The sequence below is a fragment of the Morganella sp. GD04133 genome (assembly GCF_029835375.1).
GTDB lineage: Bacteria > Pseudomonadota > Gammaproteobacteria > Enterobacterales > Enterobacteriaceae > Morganella > Morganella morganii_B.
This window is the reverse complement of record NZ_JAODZS010000026.1, coordinates 57,988-75,802: the sequence shown is the minus strand read 5'-3', so window position 1 is coordinate 75,802 and position 17,815 is coordinate 57,988. Positions and strand designations below refer to the sequence as shown.

Annotated in this window: 17 protein-coding genes and 1 other annotated feature; of the genes, 6 read left to right on the top strand and 11 right to left on the bottom strand. The window is 51.0% G+C overall.

Features of this window, described 5'->3' with window-relative positions; all coding sequences use genetic code 11:
* Positions 1-99 precede the first annotated feature (99 nt).
* From clpB to rluD, 3 genes are all read right to left on the bottom strand, one after another.
* On the bottom strand, positions 100-2,673 hold the full coding sequence (gene clpB / locus N7387_RS14105; protein WP_025154111.1) for an ATP-dependent chaperone ClpB: 2,574 nt from the start codon (positions 2,671-2,673) through the stop codon (positions 100-102).
* A 112-nt stretch (positions 2,674-2,785) separates the two neighbouring features.
* A complete protein-coding gene (yfiH, locus tag N7387_RS14100) occupies positions 2,786-3,532 on the bottom strand; it encodes a purine nucleoside phosphorylase YfiH (protein WP_279799750.1) in 747 nt (248 codons plus the stop codon).
* A 9-nt stretch (positions 3,533-3,541) separates the two neighbouring features.
* Positions 3,542-4,519, bottom strand: coding sequence for a 23S rRNA pseudouridine(1911/1915/1917) synthase RluD (gene rluD / locus N7387_RS14095; protein WP_279799749.1), 978 nt, complete (start codon positions 4,517-4,519; stop codon positions 3,542-3,544).
* A gap of 137 nt (positions 4,520-4,656) precedes the next feature.
* Between rluD and bamD the strand changes: the two genes are divergently transcribed.
* The 4 genes from bamD (at position 4,657) to epmA (ending at position 8,602) form a co-directional block, all read left to right on the top strand.
* Positions 4,657-5,391, top strand: coding sequence for an outer membrane protein assembly factor BamD (bamD, locus tag N7387_RS14090; RefSeq protein ID WP_025154108.1), 735 nt, complete (start codon positions 4,657-4,659; stop codon positions 5,389-5,391).
* A 309-nt stretch (positions 5,392-5,700) separates the two neighbouring features.
* Positions 5,701-6,045, top strand: a complete 345-nt coding sequence (raiA, locus tag N7387_RS14085) for a ribosome-associated translation inhibitor RaiA (protein ID WP_004237887.1) — start codon at positions 5,701-5,703, stop codon at positions 6,043-6,045.
* Positions 6,046-6,167: 122 nt separating this feature from the next.
* Positions 6,168-6,289: a sequence feature (Phe leader region), on the top strand.
* Between the two features lie 29 nt (positions 6,290-6,318).
* Positions 6,319-7,470, top strand: a complete 1,152-nt coding sequence (pheA, locus tag N7387_RS14080) for a bifunctional chorismate mutase/prephenate dehydratase (protein ID WP_262883752.1) — start codon at positions 6,319-6,321, stop codon at positions 7,468-7,470.
* A gap of 154 nt (positions 7,471-7,624) precedes the next feature.
* A complete protein-coding gene (gene epmA, locus N7387_RS14075) occupies positions 7,625-8,602 on the top strand; it encodes an elongation factor P--(R)-beta-lysine ligase (protein ID WP_262859237.1) in 978 nt (325 codons plus the stop codon).
* Between the two features lie 64 nt (positions 8,603-8,666).
* Here epmA and tyrA read toward each other — a convergent pair whose 3' ends face one another.
* The 7 genes from tyrA to ffh all read right to left on the bottom strand — a co-directional run bounded on the left by tyrA (position 8,667) and on the right by ffh (position 14,857).
* The gene (gene tyrA, locus N7387_RS14070) at positions 8,667-9,788 is read right to left on the bottom strand and encodes a bifunctional chorismate mutase/prephenate dehydrogenase (RefSeq protein ID WP_279799743.1); all 1,122 of its coding nucleotides are present in this window, start codon (positions 9,786-9,788) and stop codon (positions 8,667-8,669) included.
* Positions 9,789-9,806: 18 nt separating this feature from the next.
* Positions 9,807-10,901 carry a 3-deoxy-7-phosphoheptulonate synthase gene (locus tag N7387_RS14065; protein ID WP_279799742.1) on the bottom strand — a complete coding sequence of 365 codons (1,095 nt, stop codon included), beginning with the start codon at positions 10,899-10,901 and terminating at the stop codon, positions 9,807-9,809.
* Positions 10,902-11,335: 434 nt separating this feature from the next.
* Positions 11,336-11,689 (bottom strand): 50S ribosomal protein L19, encoded by a 354-nt coding sequence (gene rplS, locus N7387_RS14060; protein ID WP_004237881.1) that lies wholly within the window; start codon positions 11,687-11,689, stop codon positions 11,336-11,338.
* A gap of 60 nt (positions 11,690-11,749) precedes the next feature.
* Entirely contained in the window at positions 11,750-12,502 is a 753-nt protein-coding gene (trmD, locus tag N7387_RS14055) for a tRNA (guanosine(37)-N1)-methyltransferase TrmD (RefSeq protein WP_004237880.1), read from the bottom strand.
* A 39-nt stretch (positions 12,503-12,541) separates the two neighbouring features.
* Positions 12,542-13,090, bottom strand: a complete 549-nt coding sequence (rimM, locus tag N7387_RS14050) for a ribosome maturation factor RimM (protein ID WP_262859240.1) — start codon at positions 13,088-13,090, stop codon at positions 12,542-12,544.
* 18 nt (positions 13,091-13,108) lie between these two features.
* The gene (rpsP, locus tag N7387_RS14045; RefSeq protein ID WP_004237878.1) at positions 13,109-13,357 is read right to left on the bottom strand and encodes a 30S ribosomal protein S16; all 249 of its coding nucleotides are present in this window, start codon (positions 13,355-13,357) and stop codon (positions 13,109-13,111) included.
* A 138-nt stretch (positions 13,358-13,495) separates the two neighbouring features.
* Positions 13,496-14,857, bottom strand: a complete 1,362-nt coding sequence (ffh, locus tag N7387_RS14040; RefSeq protein ID WP_279799737.1) for a signal recognition particle protein — start codon at positions 14,855-14,857, stop codon at positions 13,496-13,498.
* Positions 14,858-15,047: 190 nt separating this feature from the next.
* On the opposite strand from ffh, the gene N7387_RS14035 reads away from it, so the two are divergent.
* Together N7387_RS14035 and N7387_RS14030 are read left to right on the top strand one after the other, a co-directional pair.
* Complete coding sequence (locus tag N7387_RS14035; protein WP_025154100.1) at positions 15,048-15,839, top strand: inner membrane protein YpjD; 792 nt, start codon at positions 15,048-15,050, stop codon at positions 15,837-15,839.
* Positions 15,840-15,894: 55 nt separating this feature from the next.
* Positions 15,895-17,187, top strand: a complete 1,293-nt coding sequence (locus tag N7387_RS14030; protein WP_279799734.1) for a CNNM domain-containing protein — start codon at positions 15,895-15,897, stop codon at positions 17,185-17,187.
* A gap of 71 nt (positions 17,188-17,258) precedes the next feature.
* Here the strand turns inward: N7387_RS14030 and luxS are convergent, their stop codons facing one another.
* A complete protein-coding gene (gene luxS, locus N7387_RS14025) occupies positions 17,259-17,774 on the bottom strand; it encodes an S-ribosylhomocysteine lyase (protein WP_004238743.1) in 516 nt (171 codons plus the stop codon).
* Positions 17,775-17,815: the final 41 nt, after the last annotated feature.

The following is a 17,815-nucleotide window of genomic DNA, read 5'->3' as shown; positions in this document are numbered from 1 at the left end:
TCAAAAATAAGGCAAACACACAAGATATCGCTGATTTCCTGTGCATAATGCACAAAAAAGGGGCGCTTTCGCGCCCCTCTGTTTTGCTTTCTTCTGTTATTACTGTTTCGCGGTGATCACACCATCGGTTAAATCCAGGGTGATCATTTTGCCCGGAATCAGTTTGCCGGACAGCATTGCCTGCGCCATCGGGTTTTCGATCTCCTGCTGAATAGCCCGTTTCAGCGGACGCGCCCCGAATACCGGGTCGAATCCGGCTTCCGCCAGTTTATCCAGCGCACTGTCAGTAATCGTGACCTGATAGCCGTGCTCTTCCAGACGTTTGTACAGACGTTTGAGCTGAATTTTCGCAATTGCGTGGATCTGCTCTTTCGCCAGCGGATGGAATACCACCACTTCATCAATACGGTTGATGAATTCCGGTCTGAAGTGATGAGAAACCACTTCCATGACCGCGCCTTTCATTGCATCGTAGTTCAGTTCACCAAAGTGCTCCTGAATCCGGTCAGACCCCAGGTTAGAGGTCATAATCACGACCGTGTTGCGGAAATCCACGGTGCGCCCCTGCCCGTCAGTCAGCCGTCCGTCATCCAGCACCTGTAATAAGATGTTGAAAACATCCGGATGCGCTTTTTCCACTTCATCCAGCAGAATGACAGAATAAGGACGACGGCGGACCGCTTCGGTCAGATAACCGCCCTCTTCATACCCGACATATCCCGGAGGTGCCCCGATAAGCCGTGCCACGGAATGTTTTTCCATAAACTCGGACATATCGATACGCACCATCGCGTCATCGCTGTCGAACAGGAAATCAGCCAGCGCTTTACACAGCTCGGTTTTACCCACCCCGGTCGGCCCCAGGAACAGGAACGAACCAATCGGACGATTCGGATCAGATAACCCGGCACGGCTGCGGCGGATAGCATTCGCCACCGCATCGACCGCTTCATCCTGGCCGATCACACGACTGTGCATCACCTGCTCCATACGCAGCAGTTTTTCACGCTCACCTTCCAGCATGCGGGATACCGGAATACCGGTCCAGCGCGCCAGGATTTCAGCGATTTCCACATCAGTCACTTTATTACGCAGCAGCTTCATATCTTTATCTTCTGCCGCATTCGCTGCCGCCAGCTGTTTTTCCAGCTCCGGAATTTTACCGTACTGCAATTCTGACATTTTGGTCAGATCACCGGTACGGCGTGCCTGTTCCAGTGCGGTTTTCGCCTGTTCCAGTTCTGCTTTAATATGCTGGGTGCCGGACAGCGTTGCTTTCTCCGCTTTCCACTCTTCTTCCAGCGACGCATACTCGCGCTCTTTCTCGGTTAATTCCTGCTCCAGCATATCGAGCCGTTTTTTACTGGCATCATCAGACTCTTTTTTCAGTGCCTGCTGTTCCAGTTTTAACTGAATGATACGGCGATCCAGTCTGTCGAGAGATTCCGGTTTGGAATCCATCTGCATACGCAGACTTGCACCCGCTTCATCAATCAGGTCAATCGCTTTATCCGGTAACATACGATCCGTAATATAGCGGTGTGATAATGTTGCCGCCGCGACAATCGCCGGGTCGGTTATCTGCACATGGTGGTGCAGCTCATAACGCTCTTTCAGACCACGCAGAATCGCAATGGTGTCTTCCACTGTCGGCTCAGCCACATAGACTTTCTGGAAACGGCGCTCTAATGCCGCGTCTTTCTCTATATACTGGCGGTACTCATCCAGCGTGGTGGCGCCCACACAGTGCAGTTCACCCCGGGCCAGTGCCGGTTTCAGCATGTTCCCGGCGTCCATCGCACCATCCGCTTTACCTGCGCCGACCATGGTATGCAGCTCATCAATAAAGAGGATGACACTGCCTTCTTCTTTGGATAATTCATTCAGAACGGCTTTCAGACGCTCTTCGAAATCACCGCGGTATTTGGCACCCGCCAGTAATGCCCCCAGATCCAGGGACAGCACGCGTTTGTTTTTCAGCCCTTCCGGCACTTCGCCGTTGACGATACGCTGCGCCAGTCCTTCCACGATGGCGGTTTTACCCACCCCGGGTTCCCCGATCAGTACCGGGTTATTTTTGGTTCTGCGCTGTAAGACCTGGATAGTCCGGCGGATCTCTTCATCACGGCCGATAACCGGGTCAAGTTTGCCGGATTCGGCGCGCTCAGTTAAATCAATCGTATATTTCTTCAGGGCCTGGCGTTGATCTTCCGCGCCCTGGTCATTCACATTTTCACCACCACGCATAGTGTCTATAGCCTTCTTAAGTGTTTGTTTATTAATTCCGGCTGCTTTTAATACATCGGCTAATGAGCTGTTGCTCTCTAATACAGCCAGAACAAAAATTTCGGATGCGATATAAGCATCATTTTGTTTTTGTGCAATCTGGTCACATATATTCAGGTGACGGATTAGATCCTGTGAGGGTTGCACATCCCCGGCGGAACCTTCCACCTGCGGTAAACGACTGATGGTGTCATCAATCTTCTGATTAAGCTGCGCGATATCCGCCCCGGCGGATGCCAGTAACGGACGCACAGACCCGCCTTCCTGATGCAGAAATGCAGACAGTAAATGCACGGGTTCAATAAATTGATTGCTGTGCCCGACTGCAAGAGACTGGGCGTCGGCGAGCGCTTGCTGGAATTTATTCGTGAAACGATCCAAACGCATAACACCTCCAAAAAATGGCTTTGAATTTTAGCTAAGTACTAAATGAGGACTTTTGTCAAATATTCAAGCCGGATTTTGAAAAAATATTAAATATTATGCGTAATCCTGAAGGTTATAGCTTTTGCTGAGGAGTGATCCAGATAAATGACGCCATGCGCCCGGTCCGGGCATCACGGCGGTAAGAGAAGAAGCGGGCAACGTCAGTCACCGTGCATTCGGTGCCGCCGGAAACCGAGGTCACACCGGCAGCAGCCAGACGCTGACGGGCCAGCTGATAAATATCCGCCAGATATTTATCACCATACGGAATAAATGCCGAAGCCGCTTCTGCGGCGTGCGCCATAAACGCCTCCCGCACTTCCGCACCGACCTCAAATTTCTGCGGGCCGATAGCCGGCCCCAGCCAGGCGATAATATCTGACGGCGCAGCTGTAAAGCACGACACGGTATTTTCCAGCACGCCACCGCATAAACTGCGCCAGCCTGCATGTGCCCCCGCCACTTCACGCCCGTCACGGGAACAGAACAGTACCGGCAGGCAATCCGCCGTCATGATCGCACAAACTTTCCCCGGGGTGCGGGTATACACCGCATCGGCCTGCGGGCCGCGCGGTGTGTTGTCATCCAGAATGGCAACATCCGTTCCGTGTACCTGATTCAGCCACAGCGGTGTGTCCGGAAACCCTGCCGCCTCAGCCAGAATCGCCCGGTTACGGGCGACATCCTCCGGGGAATCACCGGTATGCAGCCCCAGATTGAGACTGTCAAACGGCGGCTGACTGACACCGCCTGTACGTAATGAACTGCAGGCTTTCACGCCTGCGGGCAACGGCCATTGCGGGGTAATCAGTGCGGTCATGGTGACTCCTTACCAGTCCATATCATCCTGATGCGCTTGTGCATCAGCTTTGAGAACCTCAATCAGTTTCACCATATCATCCGGAATCGGCGCGTGCCACTCCATCTGAATGCCGGAGATCGGATGATAAAGACGCAGCATGGTGGCGTGCAGTGCCTGACGGTCAAATTCCCGCAGTGCATCACGGAATTCATCACTTGCCCCTTTCAGCGGACGCGGACGACCACCATAGAGCTGGTCACCCACCAGCGGATGATTGATATGTGCCATATGCACACGGATCTGGTGAGTACGGCCGGTTTCCAGACGCAGGCGCAGACGGGTGTGAGCACGGAAATGCTCCATCACACGGTAATGCGTCACCGCCGGTTTACCCATCGGGTTAACGGCCATATGAGTACGTTTGGTCGGGTGACGGGAAATCGGCTCTTCCACTTTGCCGCCCGCAGTCATGCGACCATTGGCCACCGCTTCATATTCACGGGTGATTTCGCGCAGTTGCAGTGATTCCACCAGCCGGGTCTGAGCCGGAACGGTTTTCGCCACCACCATCAGACCGGTGGTGTCTTTATCCAGGCGGTGAACGATACCTGCGCGCGGCACATCAGCGATATCAGGATAATGATACAGCAATGCGTTCAGGACAGTGCCGTCCGGATTACCCGCCCCCGGATGCACCACAAAATCACGCGGCTTATTAATCACCAGGATATCATCATCTTCATAAACGATATTGAGCGGCAGGTTTTGCGGTTCAAACCGCATGTCTTCGTCAATCAGTGCATCAATACTGATCTGTTCCCCGCCCAGCATTTTTTCTTTTGGTTTGTTGACAAGACGGCCGTTAACCTGAACCCTGTCAGCTAAGATCCACTCTTTTATACGTGATCGTGAATAATCAGGGAACAATTCCGCCAAAGCCTGATCTAAACGCTGACCGAGCTGTGATTCATTAATAGTTGCGGTAAGTTGTATTTCTTGAGCCATGTTTGTCTCTGTATCAGAAAGTTATATTTTGAACGGCAACACCGTTTCATTTAAACTATGTGGTATTGTATCGTGATCGCCAGCGGGAGCTGTACGGAGTGCTCCCTAAAAAATATTCAGAGGATAATCAACACGTGATGATACGTATGAAATATCTCGTGGCCGCCGCCACGCTAAGCCTCATGTTGTCCGGCTGTTCCGGAAACAAGGAAATTCTCCCGGATGCCTCACCGTCAGAGCTGTACACTGTCGGCCAGGAAAAATTACAGGACGGTAACTATAAAGGGGCCATCACGCAGCTTGAGACCCTCGATAACCGTTTTCCTTTCGGCCCGTATTCACAGCAGGTTCAGCTGGATCTGATTTACGCCTACTATAAAGCAGGTGATTTACAGATGGCACTGGCCTCTATCGACCGTTTCATGCGTCTGAACCCGACACATCCGAACATCGATTACGTCCTGTACATGCGCGGTCTCACCGCTCAGGCGCTCGATGATAACATGCTGCAGAGTTTCTTTGGTATCGATCGTGCGGACCGCGACCCGCAGAATGCCCGTGTGGCATTCCAGGATTTCAGCCAGTTACTGCGTTATTATCCGACCAGTATCTATGCGACAGACTCCGCAAAACGTCTGGTGTTCCTCAAAGATCGCCTTGCGGCCTTTGAACTGGCCGTTGCGAAATTCTACACGAAACGCGGGGCATATGTCGCGGTGATTAATCGTGTTGAATTAATGCTGCGTGATTATCCGGACACACTGGCGACACGTCAGGCGCTGCCGCTGATGGAAAATGCCTATAATGAACTGGGATTAACGGCGGAAGCCGGAAAAGTGGCAAAACTGATTGCCGCTAACCCGCGCAACTGAGTTCCGTTTTACCTGTTTGATTGAAAAGGCCATCTCCGGATGGCTTTTTTATTGTCTTATCACAGTGTTACTGCATAAAAAATGGCCGACAGCCTTCTCGTCTCTGAGAATGTGCGGTCAGCCAACTTATCGATAATGCACGATTCAGTCCTTTCCCGCAAGTGGTATCCTCTGTATTCTCAACCCGGCTCACAAAAATATAACCTTTTGAAAAAACTAAAAAATATTAGTGACGGCGATCAATTTTTTCTTGTCACCATCCACGTATTCTGAGCATCAACAAGACGGATGTAACAAAGAGAGGTCACTATGAATGTGAATATCACCAGTAAGCAAATGGAGATCACCCCGGCAATCCGGGAGCATGTTGAAAACCGTCTCGATAAGCTGAGTAAGTGGCAGGTTCCTTTAATTAACCCGCACATTATCCTCGCGAAAGATCCGCAGGGATTTGTGGTTGATGCCACCATCAGCACACCGAATGGAAATTTAGTTGCCAGCGCCAAACACGCTGATATGTATGCCGCCATCAATGAATTACTGGCGAAACTGGAACGGCAGCTGAATAAAGCACAGCACAAAGGTGAAGCGCGCCGCGCGGATAACAGTGTTAAAGAAGCCAACCTTGTGTCTGATGAAGAATCCGCAGAATAAAAAATATAATAAATTGAGTTTTGTCTCTGCGCGCCCTACGGGCGCGTTTTTTTTGGTTGACACAACGGGTTGCATCAGGTCTATTAACTATCATCTGATGACACAACGGACAACGTACTGACCATGTATCCCCGCATCCGCTTCTTCTTTTTCTTTTTTCGCTTCTGTTAATGAGGCTTTTTGTCGTGTGAGAAAGAAAACGAAGACGCACAGAAAAGCCTCCCGCCGCGGAGGCTTTTTTTATCGCCGGGAAACAGGGTCTGAGGACAACATATGAACGATCTTTTAGCTATACGGGAACAAATCAGCCAGCTGGATGCGCAATTACTGGATTTACTGGCAAAGCGACGCAAACTGGCCGTGGCTGTCGCACAGACCAAACTGCAGGATAACCGCCCTATCCGCGATAAAAACCGCGAGCGTGAACTGCTGGATGTACTGATAAACAAAGGCAAACCACACGGGCTGGACGGGTTTTATATTACCCGCCTGTTCCAGCTGATTATTGAGGATTCGGTTCTAACCCAACAGGCGATTTTACAAAAGCACCTGAATCAGACACCGGATAACAGCGCGCGGATAGCCTTCCTCGGACCGAGAGGCTCTTATTCACATGTGGCTGCCCGTCAGTATTCCGCCCGTCATTTCGATCATATGACCGAGTTCAGCTGCCGTAAATTCCGCGATATTTTTGAGCTGGTTGAAAACGGTCAGGCGGATTACGGAATGCTGCCGCTGGAAAATACCAGTTCCGGTGCCATCAACGATGTCTATGATTTGCTCCAGACCACCCCGCTTTCCATTGTCGGCGAGCTGCGTCTGCCGGTGAATCACTGTCTGCTGACCATTCCGGGCGCTGATCTTGCCGGAATCACCACGCTTTACAGCCATCCGCAGCCATTTGAACAGTGCAGTCAGTATCTCAGCCAGTTCCCGGATCGCAAAATTGAATACTGCGAAAGTACCGCAGCGGCGATGGAAAAAGTCGCCTCCCTTAACCGGACGGATGTGGCGGCTCTCGGCAGTGAAGCCGGTGGCGCGCTGTACGGGTTACAGGCGATTGCACAGAATCTTGCCAATCAGCAGACCAATATGACGCGGTTTATTGTCATAGCCCGCCAGCCGATTGATGTGTCAGAGCAGGTACCGGCGAAAACCACGCTGCTGATGGCGACCGGACAACAGGCCGGGGCGCTGGTCGATGCGCTGATTATCCTGAAAGAGCATGACATTGTGATGAGCAAACTGGAATCCCGCCCTATTCACGGCACGCCGTGGGAAGAGATGTTTTATATTGATGTGCATGCCAATCTGCGTTCCGTACCGATGCAGCAGGCGCTCAACGCGTTGCAGGCAATCGCCCGTTCGGTGAAGGTGCTCGGCAGTTATCCGGGGGAACATGTCCCGCCGGCCTTAATCGGCTGATGATACCTGCCCGGGGTGCTCCCGCACCCCGCTGCCGCACAATACGCCTGTTCAGAGTCCGGTTTTACACGTAGCATGTTCTGCATATCTGTTTGTCACCATCAGAGGTTGCGGGTAAACTGCACCCTTTATTTTTATTCGGAGTTCTTACGGCATGAGTGATATTGCGGGCTGGCAGCCGACTGCCCCGATAGCCAATCTATTAAAACGTGCAAAAATTGTTAATGAAATCAGACATTTTTTTGCAGACAGAGGTGTATTAGAAGTCGAAACGCCGACCATGAGTCAGGCGACCGTCACCGATGTCCATCTGCGCGCCTTTGAAACTCAGTTTACCGGCCCCGGTGCCGCACAGGGAATAACGCTTTATCTGATGACCAGCCCGGAGTATCATATGAAACGGTTGCTGGCAGCGGGCAGCGGGCCTATTTATCAGATGGGTCGCAGCTATCGTAACGAGGAAGCCGGACGCTATCATAATCCGGAGTTCACCATGCTCGAATGGTATCGTCCTCATTATGATATGTACCGTCTGATAAATGAGGTTGATGATTTATTACAGCAAACCTTAGAGTGTGAAAGTGCAGAGTCGTTATCCTACCAGCAGGCTTTCCTGCGCTACCTGGATATCGATCCGCTGACCGCCGAGAAAGACAAACTGCGTGACGTTGCAGCCAAACTGGATGTCAGCAATATTGCTGATACTGAAGAAGATCGCGATACCATTTTGCAGTTGCTGTTTATGGTGGGTGTGGAGCCGCATATCGGGCTGGAAAAACCAACCTTTATTTATCACTTCCCGGCAAGCCAGGCTTCACTGGCGGAGATCAGTTCTGAAGATCACCGTGTGGCCGAGCGCTTTGAGGTGTATTACAAAGGGGTTGAGCTGGCAAACGGCTTCCGTGAACTGACTGATGCCGCAGAGCAGCGTCAGCGCTTTGAGCGGGATAACCGCAAACGGGCAAGTATGGGTCTGCCGGAGCAGCCGATTGATGAAAATCTGCTGGCAGCACTCGAACACGGATTCCCGGAATGTGCCGGTGTGGCACTGGGGATTGACCGGCTGATTATGCTCGCGCTGGGTGCAGAGCGGATCAGTGATGTGATCGCCTTCCCGGTGGATCGCGCCTGATTATCCGGTGAAACCGGTGTGATAAAAAAGCGGATGGTATCATCCGCTTTTTTGTGTCTTATACTCAGCGGCGGCTGTCTCTCGCCTGTTGCAGCAGTCCCTGACTCTCTTTCATAAAGCGCTGGGCGTGTTCGCCAAACCAGTCACTGACGGCGGAAAACTGCGAAATAAACTCTGCTTTATCCCGGCTTTCCAGCAGTGCCATGGCTTCACCGAACTCACGGTGATAATTCTCTATCACATCCAGGTTATCTTCCGAGGCCATAATGATATCGGCATAAAGCTGTGGATCCTGGGCAAACAGGCGGCCAATCATCACCAGCTCCAGCCGGTAAATCGGTGATGACAATGACAGCAGCTGCGCGAGATCGACATTTTCTTTTGCCAGATAGCGCCCGTAAGCAAAGGTGGTAAAATGACGCAACGCCTGAATATAGCGCATATTACGATCATGCTCCTGCGCCTTAATACCCTGCAAATGCGCGCCCCAGACGGTGATCTGTTCCAGGAACCACTGGTACTGCTCCGGAAAACGCCCGTCACAGAATGCCACCACCTGCTTGGCAAAACTGCCGACATCCGGCCCGAACATCGGGTGCAACCCGAGCACCGGCCCGTTGTGTACTGCCAGCATTGCCTGTAACGGCCCCGCTTTGACAGAGGCGAGATCCGCCAGGATGCAATCTTCCGGCAGCGGCGGTAATTGTTTAATAACCTGTTCTGTCAGATGGATAGGCACACTGACAATCACCATGCCCGCATCCGACAGCAATTCAGGCGCATCGGCCCAGTCACCGCTGTCGAGAATACGCACGGTATAACCGGACAACGCCAGCATCCGCCGGAACAACTGCCCCATTTTGCCGTCACCGCCGACAATCACGATCGGACGTGCCTGCGCATTGAGCTTTTTAAAACCCTTATCATTCTCACGGGAATAGGATTCCCGCATGATACGGCGCAGCACATCCTCTATCAGATCCGGCGGAACCCCGAGGGATTCCGCCTCCTGCCGCCGGGACGCCAGCATCGCGGCTTCGCGATCCGGCGCATAAACCGGCAGGCCGTGCTGACTTTTCACTTCCCCGACTTCTGCCACTAACTGCAGGCGTTTTGCCAGCAGTGACAGCAGCGATTTATCCACTTCATCAATTTGATCACGTAAATGCGTTAATGCACCGGACATACACCCTGCCTGTTTTTATTATCCTGCCTGCTGTAACTTAACCACACGCTCTGCCAGCGCCGGTGAAATCTGCTGATGCAGCTGACGCAGAACTGCTTCAGTGGTTTCCCAGCTGATGCAGGCGTCCGTCACTGACACGCCGTACTGCATGGCACTGCGCGGCTGTTCTGATGACTGATTGCCTTCATTAATATGGCTTTCCAGCATAATACCGGTAATTGAGGTATTTCCGGCACAAATTTGTTCTGCCACCGCATCCACCACCAGCGGCTGACGACGGAAATCTTTATCCGAGTTGCCGTGACTGCAGTCTACCATCAGTGAGGGGGTGAGACCGGCTTTCTTCATTTGTGCCTCACATTCCGTAATATCTTCCGCACTGTAGTTCGGGCGTTTTCCGCCGCGCAGGATCACATGACCGTTCGGGTTACCCTGTGTCTGTAACAGACAGACCTGACCGGACTGGTTGATCCCCATAAAACGGTGCGGCATGGACGCGGCTTTCATGGCATTGATGGCGGTGCTCAGACTGCCGTCAGTGCCGTTTTTAAAGCCGACCGGCATGGACAGACCGGATGCCATTTCACGGTGTGTCTGTGATTCGGTGGTACGCGCCCCGATGGCAGACCAGCTGAACAGATCCCCGAGGTACTGCGGGTTATTCGGATCCAGCGCTTCACCGGCCAGCGGCAGGCCGAGCTGAACCAGGTCCACCATCAGTTTGCGGGCAATGTGCAGACCTTTTTCCATCTCGAAAGAGCCATCCATAAACGGATCACTGATAAGCCCTTTCCAGCCCACAGTTGTCCGCGGTTTTTCAAAATAGACACGCATCACGATATACAGACTGTCACTCAACTCAGCAGATAATTCTTTCAGACGACGGGCATACTCCAGCGCTGCATCGGTGTCATGAACGGAACACGGACCGCAGACCACCAGTAAACGCGGATCACGGTGATGAACAATATCCGCAATCGTCTTACGCGCACCGGCGATGGCATGCTGGTCGTTGCGACTCAATGGGTACTTTTGTTTCAGTTCTTCCGGTGAGATTAAAACAATTTCATCACTGATGTGAACGTTATTGAGTGCGTCTTTTTGCATGATCATAGTGTTTTCCTGCTGAGTTTTACAAAAAATGGATTACGTGTTGAGTGTCTGAGAAAACACCATAACATCCTTCGTAAATAATTCAATCCAAAATAGTAAAATATTTAAATTTTTGTACATTTTAAATTACAAAACAAAAATAAGATGTTCTCGCCGAAGAAATAAAATCATCTCACCCGTCTCAAAATAACGCACAATACATTGATAAAAAAGACAAAATATAAGAATTGAAACGTAATGCATTAAATAACCGATAAAAGCGGAGAAGCTTAAAATACAGATTTAGTGTAAATATTTATTTACATTGAAAAATTGGTGTCATATAAACAATACAGTGAATTGAACGGAAAACAGGCAGGAAAGGGAAATAAAATAGCGTATAAAAAAGGCCAGCACGAGGCTGGCCTTTTATTATCATATCGGATGCTTGCGCATTATTTTGCGTTCAAACGCTCTTTAATACGAGCTGCCTTACCTGAACGCTCACGCAGGTAGTACAGTTTAGCACGACGAACGGCACCACGGCGTTTAACGCTGATGCTGTCAACAACAGGTGAGTGAGTCTGGAATACACGCTCAACACCTTCGCCGTTAGAAATCTTGCGAACAGTGAATGCAGAGTGCAGACCGCGGTTACGGATAGCGATAACCACGCCCTCGAATGCCTGCAGACGTTTTTTAGAACCTTCAACGACCCATACCTTAACTTCCACGGTGTCACCCGGACGGAATGAAGGTACGTCTTGTTTCATCTGCTCTTGTTCAAGTTGTTTAATAATGTTGCTCATAATAAATCTCTTACCCTAGGTAAACTGATATTTCAAAAGATATCCCGCAGGATACCTGGATTAACTTGTTGCTCCGGACTGATATTCCCGTTGGAATTCAGCCAGCAACATCCTTTGCTCGTCAGTCAGAGCTAGGCTTTCCAGAAGTTCAGGTCTTCTGAGCCAGGTGCGACCGAGTGACTGTTTCATACGCCAGCGATCAATTTCCGCATGGTTGCCCGACAGTAAAACCGGCGGAACACACATGCCATCCAACACTTCAGGGCGGGTATAGTGCGGGTGGTCAAGTAAACCGTCAGCAAAGGAATCTTCTTTTGCTGATGCCTGATGTCCGAGGACACCCGGGACAAAACGCGATACCGCATCAATCAGTACCATAGCCGGTAATTCACCACCGCTGAGCACGTAATCCCCGACTGACCATTCTTCATCTATTTCAGTCTGGATAACGCGTTCATCTACGCCCTCATACCGGCCGCACACCAGAATTAACTTCTCGTTGGCGGCCAGCTCACAAACTCCCTGTTGATCGAGTTTGCGGCCCTGCGGCGAAAGATAAATCACTTTCGCATTGTCACCTGCGGCAGCTTTTGCTGCATGGATAGCTTTGCGCAGAGGCTCCACCATCATCAGCATGCCGGGACCGCCCCCATAGGGCCGATCGTCCACAGTGTGGTGCCGGTCATACGTGAAATCACGCGGGTTCCAGCAATCTACACTGATCAGGCCGTTTTTTACTGCCCGTCCGGTTACACCATGCCCGGTAATTGAGAGGAACATTTCAGGAAACAGGCTGATAACCCCAATCCACATTTTCGTGTCCCACTTAATGACAAAACCATCACCGGAGGTTTAAAAACCGGGATCCCACTCAACTTCAATCAGTTTTTCAGTGAGATCAACTTTCCTGATAACCTGCCCGTCAAGATACGGTACTAACCGCTCTTTCATGCCGAAGGCATCTTTCAGATTTGCTTTAATCACCAGAACATCATTCGACCCGGTTTCCATTAAATCGGTCACGGTGCCGAGATCATATCCGCCGGTGGTCACTACACGGCAGCCCATCAGGTCTTTCCAGTAGTAATCATCGCCGTCTAATTCCGGTAACTGCGAACTGTCCACCACGATTTCCGCATTGGTCAGTGCGTTTGCCGCATCTCTGTCGTCAACCCCGTTGAGTTTGACGATCATATCCTGATTGTGGGATTTCCAGTCTTCCGGTTCGATGTGTTGCCACACCCCGTTACGCTGAATAAACCACGGCTGATAATCAAAAATACTTTCAGTATTTTCGGTGGAAGAAAACACTCTGAGCCACCCTTTAATACCGTAAGATGACCCCAGTTTGCCGAGTACAATCGGATCAGAAGGGGCTTGCGGATTAGTGTGCTTGCTCATTGTTGCCACCGTGACAGATTAAGCTGCTTTTTTTGCGTCTTTGATCAGTACAGCAACACGATCAGAGACAGTTGCACCCAGACCAACCCAGTGTTCAACACGGTCCAGATCTAAGCGCAGAGTTTCAGCCTTACCGGCAGCGATAGGGTTGAAGAAACCAATACGTTCGATGAAACGACCGTCACGTGCATTACGACTGTCGGTTACGACGATTTGGTAGAACGGACGCTTTTTTGCGCCGCCACGAGCTAAACGAATTGTTACCATAACATCCTCATTGAATTGACAAACAACCAGACCCCATCGAGGAATGGCGTCCGGTTGTCATAGAAAAAGCCCGAAAAGTTTACTCACTTTGGCGAAAAAATCAATCCAAAGTGATTATTCTTTGTGACTTTCTTTGTTTTACCGCCCCATCATACCCGGCGGCATCATACCTTTCATGCCCCGCATCATCTTCGCGAGGCCCCCTTTCTTCATCTTTTTCATCATGCGCTGCATATCATCGAACTGCTTGAGCAGCCGGTTGACATCCTGCACCTGAGTTCCGGAACCTGCTGCGATACGGCGTTTGCGGGACCCTTTGATAATGTCCGGTTTGACGCGCTCTTTTTTGGTCATGGAATTGATCATCGCTTCCATTTTGGTCAGCACGCTGTCATCCATCTGCGATTTCACCGCGTCAGGCACCTGAGACATGCCCGGCAGCTTAGTCAGCATCCCGGCCATGCCACCCATATTGCGCATCTGCTTAAGCTGTTCCAGGAAATCATTGAGGTCAAACCCGTCACCTTTTTTCAGCTTGGAGGCCAGTTTCTCCGCCTGGTCGCGGTCAACTTTGCTCTCAATCTCTTCAATCAGTGACAGCACATCGCCCATGCCCAGAATACGGGAGGCAACGCGATCCGGATGGAACGGCTCCAGTGCATCGGTTTTTTCCCCGACACCCAGGAATTTAATCGGTTTACCGGTAATATGGCGGATAGACAGTGCCGCACCGCCGCGCGCATCACCATCGACTTTGGTCAGCACCACACCGGTCAGCGGCAGGGCTTCGTTAAAGGCTTTGGCGGTGTTTGCCGCATCCTGACCGGTCATGGCATCCACGACAAACAGGGTTTCGATCGGATTAATAGCTGCGTGCAGCTCTTTGATCTCACCCATCATGCCTTCATCGACATGCAGACGGCCCGCGGTATCCACCAGCAGGACATCAAAGAATTGCAACTGTGCGTGTTTCAGTGCTTTTTTAACGATATCAATCGGTTTTTCTGACACATCAGACGGGAAGAATTCGATCCCCACGGTCTCTGCCAGTGTCTGTAACTGTTTAATCGCCGCCGGACGGTAAACGTCCGCAGAGACCACCAGTACTTTTTTCTTCTGTTTTTCTTTCAGCAGTTTACCGAGTTTCGCCACACTGGTGGTTTTACCCGCACCCTGCAGACCGGCCATCAGCACCACAGCCGGCGGCTGGGAGGAGAGATCCAGGGCGTTGTTTTCCTCGCCCATGGCCGCAACCAGTTCGCCCTGAACGATTTTGACGAACTCCTGCCCCGGCGTCAGGCTTTTATTCACCTCATGACCAACGGCACGCTCTTTGACGCGGTTGATGAAATCCCGTACCACCGGCAGGGCAACATCGGCTTCCAGAAGCGCCATACGCACTTCGCGCAGCGTTTCTTTAATATTGTCTTCCGTCAGTCGTCCGCGACCACTGATATTGCGCAAGGTGCGCGAAAGTCTGTCAGTTAAATTATCAAACATGTCATCGACTCTGCCAAAACTGAGCTAAAAGCTAAAAATAGAAAAGATACCCGGGATTATAACACGCGCCGCAGCAAATCAGCGAACCGATTTACGTAAAGTATCGTGTAATCATTGGAGTGATCTGCGGGCTGCGGTATACTGACGTATGAATTTTGTTTCATCTTACTGACTGAATAATCACAAAACCATGCCTGAAATCTCTGTTGTTGCAATTAGCGCGTATCTGTTAAGCCTGGTTCTCCTGATGCCGGGCGTGCTCCGCTATCAGCGCGGCTACCGGAAACTGGCGCTGATCTTTGCCGTTATCGCGCTGGTGTGTCACGGTGTGGCGGTTAAATCACAGATTTTTCAGGGCGTTGGTCAGAACCTGACACTGCTGAATCTCGGCTCGGTGGTCAGCCTGCTGGTCTCCGTCATTATGACAATTGTCGCGTTTCAGGGCCGGGCGTGGTTCCTTATCCCGATTGTTTACAGCTTCTCGATGGTCAACCTGATTCTTGCCACCCTGATGCCGGGCGAGTTTATCACCCACTTACAGGCCAGTGTGCCGCTGTTTGTGCATATCGGACTGGCGCTGCTCAGCTTCGCGACACTGATTATTGCGGCACTGTATGCCATGCAGCTCGGCTGGATGGATCATCAGCTGAAAAACAAACGCCTCAGGTTTACGCCGGATATGCCGCCGTTAATGGTTATCGAGCGTAAAATGTTTCATATCACCCAGGTCGGCGTGATTCTGCTGACACTGACACTCGCCACCGGTATTGTGTTTATGGATAACATCTTTGATAAAGATAATATCCATAAATCATTGCTGTCGATGGTTGCCTGGTGTGTCTATATCGTGCTGCTGTGGGGGCACTATCATGAAGGCTGGCGCGGTAAACGGGTTATCTGGTTTAACTTCGCCGGTGCCTTTATTCTTACGCTGGCATTTTTCGGGCACCGTCTGTTTCAGGAACTGATGCTGTATGCATAACAGCCGGTCTCTGTAACGCCTTTTTCCGCTCATCACAAAAGAAAGGAACACCGCTGTGGAGCACGTCTCAACAAGCACGCTGATTATCATTCTTATTTTACTGGTGATAATTTCAGCGTACTTTTCCGCATCCGAAACCGGGATGATGACCATCAACCGCTACCGGCTGCGCCATCAGGCCAAGCAGGGCAACCGGGCGGCGCGTCGTGTCGAGCAGCTGCTGGAGAAACCGGAACGCCTGCTGAGTCTCATTCTTATCGGTAATAACCTGGTGAATATTGTCGCCTCCGCACTGGGTACGATTGTCGGTATGCGCCTGTACGGCAACGCCGGTGTGGCTATCGCCACCGGGGTGCTGACCTTTGTCATCCTCGTCTTTGCCGAAGTGATGCCGAAAACCATTGCGGCACTTTATCCGCAGCAGGTTGCCTTTCCGAGCAGTTTTCTGCTGCGTCCGCTGGCCAAAATCTGTCTGCCGCTGGTCTGGGCATTTAACGCGATAACCCTAATTCTGATGCGCTGCATCGGTATCCGCGGCACCGTGATCCGCAGTGATGCGGTTTCAAAAGAAGAACTGAAAACCATCGTTAATGAATCCAAAGGCAAGCTGTCCCGCCGCAACCAGGACATGCTGATCTCCATCCTCGATCTGGATAAAGTCAGTGTGGATGAAATTATGGTGCCGCGTACTGAAATCATCGGCATTGATATCAATGATGAATGGAAATCCATTCTGCGCCAGCTTACGCACTCGCCGCACGGCCGGATAGTGCTCTACCGTGACTCACTGGATGATGCCATCGGCATGCTGCGTGTCCGTGAAGCTTACCGGCTGATGATTGAGAAACAGGAATTCACCAAGCAAATGCTTATCAAGGCCGCCGATAAAGTCTACTTTGTGCCGGACAGCACACCGCTGAACTTACAGCTGGTCAATTTTCAGCGCAATAATGAAAAAGTCGGACTGGTTGTTGATGAGTACGGTGACATCCAGGGGCTTATCTCGGTAGAAGATATCCTGGAAGAGATTGTCGGTGATTTTACCACCTCAATGTCACCGTCGCTGGCTGAGGAAGTGACCCGTCAGCCTGACGGCACACTGCTGATTGAAGGCTCTGCCAATATCCGCGAAATCAATAAAGCCCTGAACCTCTCCCTGCCGGAAGAAGGTGCCCGTACCATTAACGGCCTTCTGCTGGAAGAGCTTGGTGATATCCCGACACTCAATACCCTTGTCACCATCGGGCACTATCAGTTTGAAGTGGTTGCCATCGGTGAGAATGTGATTAAAACGGTAAAACTGTCGCCGCTGAAACCGGCCGGTGCCGATATCGCGGCTGATATCTGAGAAAGATAAAAGACATAAAAAAACCTGCGGCAGCAATGCGCGCAGGTTTTTTTGTATCCGGGGCTGAAAAATTACGGATGCAGTTTTTCCAGCTCATCATCAGATAACAGCAGTTCATCATTTTTGTTGACGCGGACATCGCGCTCAATGATGTTTTTTGCAATCTGATGTGCTTCTTCCAGTGAATGCATTTTATACGTCCCGCACTGATACAGGTTCAGCTCAGGGATCTTCGCCTGATCTTTGACCGTCAGGATATCCGCCATAGCGTCTTTCCAGGCCTGTGCAACACGGGTTTCTGACGGCGCACCAATCAGGCTCATATAGAACCCAGTACGGCAGCCCATCGGCGAGATATCAATGATTTCAACACCATTGCCGTTTAAATGGTTACGCATAAAACCGGCAAACAGATGTTCCAGTGTATGCGTTCCTCTTTCCGGCAGAATCTCTTCATTAGGCACACAAAAACGCAGATCGAAAACAGTGATGGTATCGCCACCCGGGGTGGTCATGGTTTTCGCTACGCGTACCGCAGGTGCCGCCATGCGTGTGTGGTCAACTAAAAAACTATCCAGCAAAGGCATAATTCCCGCTCCTCTTTTTTTTGTAAAAAATGCCGAACGAA